The 10,629-nt window shown below is 58.0% G+C and carries 7 protein-coding genes and 1 pseudogene; 5 read left to right on the top strand and 3 right to left on the bottom strand.

Annotation, left to right across the window (positions count from 1 at the left end):
* On the bottom strand, nucleotides 1-2,250 hold a 2,250-nt coding region (locus THISIDRAFT_RS15195; RefSeq protein WP_221914001.1), incomplete at its 3' end, for a flagellin N-terminal helical domain-containing protein.
* Nucleotides 2,251-2,776: 526 nt separating this feature from the next.
* Between THISIDRAFT_RS15195 and THISIDRAFT_RS11420 the strand changes: the two are divergent.
* Nucleotides 2,777-3,187: pseudogene (locus THISIDRAFT_RS11420) on the top strand (AAA family ATPase); the annotation flags it as partial.
* Nucleotides 3,188-3,582: 395 nt separating this feature from the next.
* On the opposite strand, the gene pbpC reads toward THISIDRAFT_RS11420, so the two are convergent.
* Together pbpC and argC are read right to left on the bottom strand one after the other, a co-directional pair.
* Nucleotides 3,583-5,679, bottom strand: coding sequence for a penicillin-binding protein 1C (gene pbpC / locus THISIDRAFT_RS11415; RefSeq protein ID WP_006787982.1), 2,097 nt, complete (start codon nucleotides 5,677-5,679; stop codon nucleotides 3,583-3,585).
* A gap of 22 nt (nucleotides 5,680-5,701) precedes the next feature.
* Nucleotides 5,702-6,742, bottom strand: a complete 1,041-nt coding sequence (argC, locus tag THISIDRAFT_RS11410) for an N-acetyl-gamma-glutamyl-phosphate reductase (RefSeq protein ID WP_006787983.1) — start codon at nucleotides 6,740-6,742, stop codon at nucleotides 5,702-5,704.
* Between the two features lie 298 nt (nucleotides 6,743-7,040).
* Between argC and rpmE the strand changes: the two genes are divergently transcribed.
* The 4 genes from rpmE (at nucleotide 7,041) to dapE (ending at nucleotide 10,581) form a co-directional block, all read left to right on the top strand.
* Nucleotides 7,041-7,244, top strand: coding sequence for a 50S ribosomal protein L31 (gene rpmE, locus THISIDRAFT_RS11405; protein ID WP_006787984.1), 204 nt, complete (start codon nucleotides 7,041-7,043; stop codon nucleotides 7,242-7,244).
* A 98-nt stretch (nucleotides 7,245-7,342) separates the two neighbouring features.
* A complete protein-coding gene (locus THISIDRAFT_RS11400; protein ID WP_246585383.1) occupies nucleotides 7,343-8,092 on the top strand; it encodes a thermonuclease family protein in 750 nt (249 codons plus the stop codon).
* Nucleotides 8,093-8,108: 16 nt separating this feature from the next.
* Nucleotides 8,109-9,428, top strand: coding sequence for a malic enzyme-like NAD(P)-binding protein (locus tag THISIDRAFT_RS11395; protein WP_006787986.1), 1,320 nt, complete (start codon nucleotides 8,109-8,111; stop codon nucleotides 9,426-9,428).
* 1 nt (nucleotide 9,429) lies between these two features.
* On the top strand, nucleotides 9,430-10,581 hold the full coding sequence (gene dapE, locus THISIDRAFT_RS11390) for a succinyl-diaminopimelate desuccinylase (RefSeq protein WP_006787987.1): 1,152 nt from the start codon (nucleotides 9,430-9,432) through the stop codon (nucleotides 10,579-10,581).
* Nucleotides 10,582-10,629: the final 48 nt, after the last annotated feature.

The following is a 10,629-nucleotide window of genomic DNA, read 5'->3' as shown; positions in this document are numbered from 1 at the left end:
CACGGCGCCGAGTTCGGAGCGTAGGTCGGAGATCTGGTTGAGCGCGCCGTCGATGATGTTGAGGGCGAGCATGGAGTCATAGCGGGTGGTGACGTTGATTTGGGTCAGGTTCACCTGTTCGCTGGCGTAGGGGTTGTCGGTATCAGGGTCTTTGAGCGCGGCATCATATTCTTCGTGGTCGAAGAGTTTGATGGTTTCCGGGCCGCTGAGGCGGGTGGTTTCGATATTGCGCCCTTGCGGGTCGAGAATTACCAGCTTATGGGTGCCCGACTCTGTCCCCGCGACAACGTCCACGTCAACATCGGCAAACGGTGCCGGTACGGTGGGGTTACTGGGGTCAATCTGATAGCCATGAATGGCGGTTCTGACCGCATGGCTCAGGCTGTCCAGACCGCCATCTACCTCAGTAACCCCGGTGAGATCGACATCAATGCGCTGGCCGTCGATGGTGATGCTGAAGTTGGAGATATTCTCTCCGACACCATCGTTAAAGGTCGGCGTTAAATTGTCAAAACGAGCCTCCGAAGGCAAAGACAGACTGACATTGCTGATACTGCGGCCATGTATCGCATCTGTGAGTGTAATTACTGGTGGAGGACCAGCAGTGACGGTGGCGGCTATGTCCTCTTGTGCCGACGGTGTGGCCGCCGCTAAAACCGCGTTAATTTCATCATAAATCAAGTTTGGATTTCCAATTACATCACCATTCACCCCCGACAAATCGACTTCGTAGTCTATGCCGCCCAGGGTCAGTTTCAAGACGCCCAGATCACCGGCTGTAACATTGGCGTAGTCAACCGTGCGCGAGCTGAGATGGGTGATGGTTGAGGTGCCCGCTGCAGTAACTAAAGAGACATTAGTTTGAGTATAGGTAGTTGCATCATTGGTAGCACTTAATGTCGACGGTATCCCGCGTCCGAAGGTGTCGGTAATGCCAAGTTCACCTGCATTGAGTGAAAACACCAAGCCTAGGTTATTGGCGATTGATGCGGCGTTTAATTGATCTGCGAGTTGTCCTATATCGGCATAATTACCCCCACCAATAGTAATTGCCGTGACACCACCACTACCACCAATCACCTCCTGCCCGTTGGCTGCAGTGTATGTAGTTAAAACAAAATCATCAGCTGGAACTAAACCAGCAAGAGCTAACTTAAACACCGTCTGTGATGACGCAGAATTAGTGCCCGTGAGTGGCGGTACGCTGTCAATGGCTGGTGTGCCGACATCGCGTCCGGCTTTGAGTGACATTTCCACGCTTTCATCCATGCGCAGTTCAAATTGTGAGTCAAAGGCGCCGCGCAGGATGATGGTGTTTTCGCCGTTGTTGCGGGTGACGATGGCGGCGGAGACGTTGGCCTGGGCCAGTTTAAGGCGGGCGTCGGCTTCGCTCATGGTGCCTTCGCCGTAGCTGAAGGTGTTGGCAAAGGGTCCGTTGGGGTCGTTGCCCTTTTCGGTGCCGGCGATGGCGCGCTGGATGGCGTTGTTGACGACGCGGGTGACGTCTTCGAGGGTGGTGAGGCCGGTGGTGCCGGCTTTGGTGCCTTCGGAGGTGGCGCCGCCGGGGTTGACGTCGGGGTTGAAGATGGGGTTGCTGAGGTCGATTTCCAGCTCGATGGGGACGATGCTTTGTCCGCGCACTTCGCTGATGCTGACGGTGAAGCTGCCTTTGATTTCCTGTACGCCGTTTTTGAGCTGGGCTTCGGTGACGCCTTCGTTACCCAGGATTTGACGGGAGCCGAGTTGGGTGTTGCGGGCGTCAACGGAGGTGGTGGCGATGGTGTTGCCCTGGTTGGCGCCGGTCTGGAAGACTTGGCTTTGCAGGGTGCCGTCGAGCAGTTTGCGGGTGTTGAAGTCGGTGCTGTTGGCGACCCGGCCAATGGCGCGGATGAGTTGCTGGAATTCGTTGTCGAGGGTGACGCGGTCGAGCGCGGTGTTGCTGTCGTTGGCCGATTGCACGGCGAGTTCGCGCATGCGCTGGAGGTCGTTGCCGATGGTGCTGAGCGCGCCTTCGGCGGTCTGCACCATGGAGATGCCGTCGTTGGCGTTGCGGATGGATTGGGCGTTGCCTTTGATCATCGCGGTCATGCGATCCGAGATGGCGAGTCCGGCGGCGTCGTCTTTGGCGCTGTTGATGCGCAGCCCCGAGGAGAGCCGTTGCAGGCTCTGGGCGAGGGAGTTGTCGGATTTTCTCAGGTTGTGCTGAGGGTTGAGTGACATGACGTTGGTGTTGATGACGGTTGAAGACATGATGTCTCTCCTGTGTTGTTTGGGTTTGGTTGGTTTGGTGCTCTTTGGTGCTTGGTTGTTGGGAGTGCCCTGGGAGCGCGTAGCACCTGCTACGCATAGTTTTTTATGCGCAGATGGTGCTGCGCGGTCCCGTTTTTTATGCGTAGCTGGTGCTGCGCGGTCCCGTTTTTTATGCGTAGCTGGTGCTGCGCGGTCCCGTTTTTTATGCGTAGCTGGTGCTGCGCGGTCCCGTTTTTTATGCGTAGCTGGTGCTGCGCGGTCCCGTTTTTTATGCGTAGCTGGTGCTACGCGGTCCCAGGTTTCTCGATGCGTAGCTGGTGCTGCGCGGTCCCAGGGGTGTACACGCCTGTTAAAGCAATTCCGGGGCCAATTTTGATTTTGCTTTTTTTTTCAGTGAGATGAGGGGTTTTGTTGGTGGAAAGCGGCAGAAATAGACGGCGGCATTTGCCGCTTTGGGGGTGGCAAGGCGGCAATGTTTGACGGGGTGGAGTTGCAGTTGTTTTGCAAGCCGATTAGCTTAATCTCAATGACCCTAACTCGCTTAAAACTGCCCATCGGCATTCAGACCTTCGCTACTTTGCGTAACGAAGGCTGCTATTACGTCGATAAAACCGCGCTGGCGTTGAAGCTGATCGAACAAGGCAATTATTACTTTCTCTCTCGCCCGCGCCGTTTTGGCAAATCCCTGTTTCTCGATACGCTCAAAGAGCTGTTTGAAGGCAACGAGCCGCTGTTTCGCGGACTGTATATCCATGATCGCTGGGACTGGCAGATTCGTTATCCGGTGATTCGCCTAAGCTTTGCCGAGGGTGTGTTACACAGCCGTGCCGAGCTGGATCGACGCATCTTCGATCTGTTGCGTGTCAACCGCGATGCGCTCGGTGTCACAGTGCATCCTGACCTCGATATCGCTGGCAGCTTTGGCGAACTCATTCGCCGGCAGCCGATCCATCTCATTGGTGTGGAATTCAGCCGTGATAAGCGGTGCGTGGTAGGCTTTGAGGTGGAGACACTGGCAGCCTCGGCGGGCTAAGCATCCCGTGGCGGCATCATCTTGATGCCGCTTAAAAAACACCCCTCCTTTTTTCTTCAGGGCGCCTCGAAAAACCTCGCCCCCCCCCGCTGAGTGATAAAATGACATTGTAGTGAAACCTGCCACAGCCGATCCCGATGAAAAATGCACCGACCTCAAGACAGACCTGTTCGCTTTGGCCTGATAGAGCGCCCGGTCGGCGTGGGTAAGGAGCAAAAAACAGTTCTTCCGGGCGTTAAGCGCCATCGGGGTATCGGCCAGTGCTTGGCGCTCCCGGTGTTGATGGAACGGGGAAAAGGTCAAGGGATTAGCCAGACGGTGGCGTGGCGGGTGGTGCCGTGTTGATCAAGGACGGTGATGTCTGCATAACCAGGGCCATCGGGTGTCCAGGCGCGGCTGTGGGGTGGCAAGGGCTGGCCATTGATCAACCAGCGGTAGGGTGGCTGGCCGCCTTTGGCGTGCAGGGGCAGGCTCAGCGGGGTAGCGTGGCGGCCCGTGAGTTCGAGCTCGGCACCATCGGGCGGAAAGAGTAGCTGTAACGCCGGGACAGGGCTATGTCGTTGGGGACTGCCTTCCAGGCGTTGCCAGGCGATAGGCAGGGCATCCGGTGTGGTGATGTAAGCCCAGGGGTCATTGGCCAACGCTACCGGTGGGCGCAAGGCGCGGGCGGGGTCAGCCGGTAACAGATCAAACAGGGCAAACAGCAGCGGCGCGGCGCCCTGCCGCCCATCAACACCAGGGCGCGGGGTACCATCCGGTTTGCCGACCCATACGCCGATGGTGTAGCGGGTATCAAAGCCCATCGCCCAGGCATCACGAAAGCCATACGAGGTTCCGGTTTTGAAGGCAATCGCGCCCTGTGCATAGGCCAGACGAGCGCCGTATGCGCCCGGCGGCGGGGTGGTGCGCAGGATGTCGGTGACTTGCCAGGCGGCCTGCGCACTCACCCAGTTAGGCGCAGGCTGGCTGGGCGATGCCTCGGCCTGCAGGGTCAGCGGGCTAACCTGTCCTCCTTGCGCCAGTCCCGCATACAGTTGCGTCAAGTGCGCCAGCGAGATGCCAACCCCACCCAAGGCCATGGCCAGACCGGGCTGTGCCTGCGCGGGAAGGCGCAGCGGTGTACCAAGGCTCTCCAGACGCTGCAAAAAATAGCGCGGCCCAAGGCGTTCCAGCAGCGCCACCGCCGGAATATTCAGGGAATGGCGCAGGGCCTCGCTGAGGCTGATCTGGCCACGATACTGGCCATCAAAATTGGTTGGCGCATAGCGGCCAAAGTGGCGCGGGGTGTCGTTGACCTGGGTGTATGGATGGGCCAGATGGTTATCAAAGGCCAGGGCATAGATAAACGGTTTGAGCGCAGAACCGGGGGAGCGCACCGCCTGCACCATATCGACCGCGCCCTGATGGCGGCTGTTGAAGTAATCGCTGCTGCCGACATAGGCGCGGATTTTCACCGGATGACCATGCTCTGCCACCAGCACAGCCAGACTGGCCCCCGGTTCAAGACGCGTCGCATAATCACGGACCAGGATCTCTACGCGGCGTTGCAAGGGGGCATGTAAGGTGGTGTGCAACACCTCGGCCTGCGGCTGTTGACGCCTCGCCAGCTCGCTGGCGTGCGGTGCATAAAACGGTAACGGGTGGCGCTGGGTGGGGATGGGTTCTTGCAGTGCCTCATGCAGCTGTTGCGGGCTTATAATCCCGGCCTGCATCATGCGCTGCAATACCTTGTCACGAGCCTGCCGGGCGCGCTGCGGATAGCGATCCGGGCGCAGACGCGAAGGCGCTTGTGGCAAAGCGACCAGAAGGGCAGCCTGGGCCGGGGTGAGGCGTTTGGGTTCTTTGCCAAAGTAGGCCAGCGAGGCCACCCGCGCCCCTTCCAGCGCCCCCCCAAAGGGGGCCAGGGTCAGGTAAAAGCCGAGGATCTCTTCTTTGGTGTAACGGCGCTCCAGCTGCACGGCGCGGGCCATTTCAATGCATTTGGCAGGCAGCGTGCGCGGACGTGGCTCCAGCAGCCGGGCAAGCTGCATGGTCAGGGTAGAACCACCAGAGATGATGCGCCCATGCGTGAGCCATTGTCCGCTGGCGCGCAACATCGCCAGGCCATCCACGCCGGGATGTTGCCAAAAGCGCCGATCCTCAAAGGCAATCAGCATCTGCACATACAGCGGATCAACCTCGGCAGGCGTGGTTTTGAGCCGTAGCGCACCATAACCGGTGGCATTATCTGCCGGGATGGCAAACACCCGCAGCAATGCGCCCTGACTATCCACCACGCTGACAGAATGCTGGGCCAGGGGCGTCAGCGGCGGCGGCAAACGCTGCTCAAGCGCAAACAGCAGCACCAGCAGGCTAGCGCTTAAGATCAGTATTGCGATCAGCCAGCGCCAGAACATCTTTGCGCCACGCCTTAGCGCGTCAGGGCAAAACGGCTAACGCCGACAGGCCGGTTTTTTCCGGCAGGCCGAACATCAGGTTCATATTCTGGATGGCCTGCCCGGATGCGCCCTTAACCAGATTATCAATCACCGCCGAAATCACCAACATATCGCCATTTTGTGGCCGATACACGGCCAGCCGACAGAGATTGGTACCCTGCACACTGCGGGTTTCAGGCTGACTGCCCGGCGGCATCACATCGACAAAGGGGCTATGGGCATAACGATGCTCATACAAGGCCTGAATCGCCTCAAAATCAATGCGCGGGTCACGCAAACGGGCATAGAGCGTAGCTTCGATGCCGCGAATCATCGGCACCAGATGCGGCACAAAGGTCAACCCCACCGTATCGGCCGCAATCGCCTGCAAAGTCTGGCGGATCTCCGGCAAATGACGATGACCGTTGACACTGTAAGCCTTAAAGTTTTCGCTGGCCTCGCATAACAAGGTGCCCATCTGCGCCTTGCGCCCAGCCCCGCTGACGCCGGATTTGGCATCCGCAATCAAATAATGCTGATCAATCAGGCCGCTTTCCAGCAAAGGCAGAAAACCCAGCGTGACCGCCGTGGGATAACAGCCCGGCACCGCCACCAGGCGCGCCTTGGCAATCTGCGTGGCATACACCTCCGGCAAACCATACACCGCCTGCTCGATCAACGCGGGCGCGCCATGCGTCTGGCCGTACCACTGCTCCCACACCTGGCGATCCTGAATCCGAAAATCGGCCGATAAATCAATCACACAGGCCTTACCCGTTAAAATCTCGGCGGCCATACCATGCGCAACCCCGTGCGGCGTGGCGAAAAATACCACATCACAGTCTTGCAACTGAGCAACATCGGGTTCACTAAAGCGCAGGCGCTCAAAGCCACGCAGATTGGGAAACAGCGCCTCCAAAGGCTCCCCGACATGCGTGCGCGAGGTAATCACCTCGATTTTAACGTGCGGATGACCGAGCAAAAGACGTAATAATTCCGCGCCGGTATAACCCGTTGCGCCGACAATACCTGCTTTAATCAATGGGATACCTCAGCAGTGGTTTGGTGAAACGTCAACAGCCTCGAAAACCTCAGGCCATTACTTGGCATTTTCGGCCATTTTAAAGCAAAGCGTATTCATCCGCACCGCGCTAAGCCGATGCGGCGCGAAACTGACAAAGCGGTGATGGACGCTTATTCGGTTGGTCATGGCCTCGGTTTGCATCGGACCCGTTGAATCGCACCTGGTCGGGCCAGAGGATTTGCTTTACGCGGATGCGTGGAATCCTTTAAAATTACCGGTTAGCGACAAATTCCAAAGTTTTTTTGAGGATGTTTTTATGAAAGCGGATACTCATCCGAACTATCACGAAATTAATGTGACCTGTAGCTGTGGCAATACCTTCAAGACCGGTTCGACCTATCACGGCAAGGATTTAAGTCTTGATGTGTGCTCGGCCTGCCATCCGTTTTATACGGGCAAGCAAAAAATGTTGGATACGGCGGGGCAGGTTGACAAATTCCGCCGCCGCTACGGGATGTAAGCTTGGCTGTGTCTTTGCTCTCCCGGCAAGGAAACACGCTGCAAAGGGCACTCCTGCTCGGGTGTGCCCTTTTTTTTGTGGCGGTTTTTGCGGGCACTGTGTCTGCCCAGGTCAGTCTGCCGGCGGTGTGCGTCGCGCCGGGTTATTATCATGGCATGGGCAAGGTCTGGCATGTGCATGATGGCGATACGGTCAGCCTGGAAAACCGTACCCGGATTCGTTTGATCGGGCTGGATACGCCCGAGATTTTCTGGCGTGACAAGGACGCTCCCGCCGAACCCTTCGCACACGAGGCCCGCGATGCCTTGATGGAATTGCTGCATGAGCATGATTATCAGGTGCGCTGGGTGTATGATCGTGAGCCTGAGGATCGTTATCGGCGGGTGTTGGCGCATCTGTTTACCCCGGAAGGCGAAAGCATCACCGCCCTGTTGTTGGCGCAGGGACTGGGATATGCGCTGACGATTCCGCCCAATAATCAATTCATTGACTGCTATCGCGCCACTGAGCGTCAGGCCATGGAAGACGGTCTGGGGATTTGGTCGTTGCCGGAATTTGCCCTGCTCGATGCCGAGACCTTTCCTGCCGATGCCAAGGGCTTTCGCCGGGTGCAGGGGCGGGTACAGCGCATCGGCGAGAGCAATAATGCCTACTGGCTGAATCTGGAAGGACAGTTTGCGGTGCGCATTGATCGCGCTGATCTGGAGTATTTCCCGGATTTGCAGTTTAACCGGCTGCGCGGTGCCACCATCAGCGCCCGTGGTCTGGTATTTTATTACCGGGGCGAGCCGCGCATTCGGGTACGCCATGCCGCCGACCTCGAAATCACCTATCCACCCTCCAACTGATGAGGCACACCGGCTTATGTCAAAGACGATGAAGGAACAGGCGCTGGACTATCATGCCATGCATCCCCCGGGCAAGATCGGCATCATGGTCACCAAGCCGACCGAGACGCAAGAAGACTTGTCCCTGGCGTATTCTCCGGGTGTAGCCGAGCCAGTGCTGCATATCAATGCCCATCCAGACGAGGCTTATCTGTACACCGCCAAGGGAAATCTGGTGGCGGTGATTACCGACGGTACGGCGGTTCTCGGTCTGGGCAATACCGGCCCACTGGCCAGCAAGCCGGTAATGGAAGGCAAAGCATTGTTATTCAAGCGCTTTGCCAATATTGATGTCTTTGATATTGAGGTCGATGCCCCCGATCCGGATATTTTTGTGGATACCGTGGCGCGTATCGCCACCGGCTTTGGCGGTATCAATCTGGAAGATATTGCCGCGCCACATTGTTTTGAGATTGAGCGGCGTCTGGCGGAGCGGCTGGATATTCCGGTGTTTCATGATGATCAGCACGGTACGGCGATTATTATTGCCGCTGCTTTGATCAATGCCTTGCAACTGCAGGGCAAGCGGCTCGAAGAGGTGCGCATCGTTTGCCTGGGGGCTGGCGCGGCCGGGATTGCTTCTATGCATCTGTTGCTGGCGATGGGTGCACAAAAGCGCAATATTTTCATGCTGGATCGCAAGGGCGTGATTCACACCGCCCGCGAAGACATCAATACCTACAAGCGCTTTTTTGCCAATGACACCAATAAGCGAACCCTGGAAGATGCCTGTCAGGATGCCGATGTCTTTATCGGTTTGTCCGGGCCGGATTTGCTGCTGCCTTCCATGCTCAAGAAGATGGCCGAGCGGCCCATCGTCTTTGCGCTGTCCAATCCAGACCCTGAGGTGATGCCGGATCTGGCACGCAAAACCCGCCCGGATGTGATCATCGGCACCGGGCGCAGCGATTATCCCAATCAGGTTAATAATGTGCTGGGCTTTCCCTTTATCTTCCGTGGGGCGCTGGACGTCCATGCCCGCCAGATCAATCAGACCATGCAACTGGCGGCGGTTCATGCGCTGGCAAGTCTTGCCCGCGAGCCGGTGCCGGAGCAGGTATTGCGGGCCTATCATCTGGAGGCACTGAGCTTTGGGCCTGACTATATTATCCCCAAACCGCTGGATCCGCGCCTGATTGAAGTGGTGCCCAAGGCGGTGGCCCGGGCGGCGGTGGAAACCGGCGTGGCACGCATTAACCTGGGCGTTATGCCGCCTCAAGAAGATGGCCCGGATTCAGCTGAGCCCGCATCTGAGCAAATAGCCCCGAATTTGACCTTGATTGAGGGAGTGCATTGAGGTGAGTGTCTCTGCCACCCTGGAATTGGCCTGTGAGCTGATTGCCCGCCACTCGGTGACACCGCAGGATGCGGGCTGTCAGGCCCTGGTTGCCGAGCGGCTGGCGCCCTATGGCTTTGTCGCCCAGCCAATGCGCTTTGGCGAAGTGGATAATCTGTGGCTGCGGCGCGGCACTGAAGGACCGCTGTTTGTGTTTGCCGGGCATACCGATGTGGTGCCCAGTGGCCCGGTGGATTTATGGAGCAGTGATCCCTTCACCCCGACGGTGCGCGATGGCTATTTATACGGTCGGGGGGCTGCCGATATGAAAGGCGCGGTGGCGGCGGTGGTCACCGCCTGCGAGGCCTTTGTGCAGGCGCATCCGGATCATGCGGGCAGCATTGCCCTGCTGCTGACCTCCGATGAGGAAGGCCCGGCAGTGCATGGCACGGTCAAGGTGGTGGAATGGCTCAAGCAGCAAAAGGAAACGGTTGATTTTTGTCTGGTAGCCGAACCCTCCTGTCAGCAGCAGCTGGGCGATACCCTGAAAAACGGGCGACGCGGTTCCTTGTCGGGCGATTTGGTGGTGTTAGGCCAGCAAGGTCATGTGGCCTATCCGCACCTGGCCGATAATCCGATTCACCGTGCCTTACCTGCTCTGGCAGAGCTGGCAGCTACGGTGTGGGATGAGGGCAATGAATATTTTCCGCAGACCACCTTTCAGATAGCCAATGCCCACGCCGGGACGGGGGCGGATAACGTCATTCCGGGGCGCTTTGAGGTGCAGTTCAATCTGCGCTTTTCCACGGTGCATAGCCCTGAGGCCATCCAGCAGCGCATACACGCCATTCTCGATGCACATAATCTGGACTATCGTCTGAACTGGCGCCTGTCCGGTTTGCCCTTTCTGACTGAACCGGGGCGTTTGGTGGAGGCCCTGACGCAGGCCATAGAAGCACACACGGGCCTGCAACCGATCCTGTCCACCAGCGGCGGCACCTCTGATGGGCGCTTTATTGCGACCATCTGCCCGCAGGTGGTGGAATTTGGCCCCTTGAACGCCACCATTCATCGCGTGGATGAATGCGTCAGCGTGGCTGATCTGGAACAGCTGTCGCGCATCTATACCGACGTTTTAAGACAGCTCTTGGTCCCGCACGCACAGGGCCTATAAGCGACCCGGCGCTGTTTTTACTCTCCGCAAACGCATTGATTGATTAAG

This window comes from Thiorhodospira sibirica ATCC 700588 (assembly GCF_000227725.2).
GTDB lineage: Bacteria > Pseudomonadota > Gammaproteobacteria > Ectothiorhodospirales > Ectothiorhodospiraceae > Thiorhodospira > Thiorhodospira sibirica.
This window is presented reverse-complemented; position numbering and strand designations above follow the sequence as displayed.

What these genes read in the sequence shown, in the direction of transcription:
- THISIDRAFT_RS11395 (WP_006787986.1), top strand. Translation starts at nt 8,109, where the DNA reads ATGTCAAAGACGATGAAGGAACAGGCGCTGGACTATCATGCCATGCAT.
- rpmE (WP_006787984.1), top strand. Translation starts at nt 7,041, where the DNA reads ATGAAAGCGGATACTCATCCGAACTATCACGAAATTAATGTGACCTGT.
- pbpC (WP_006787982.1), bottom strand. Translation starts at nt 5,679, where the DNA reads ATGTTCTGGCGCTGGCTGATCGCAATACTGATCTTAAGCGCTAGCCTG.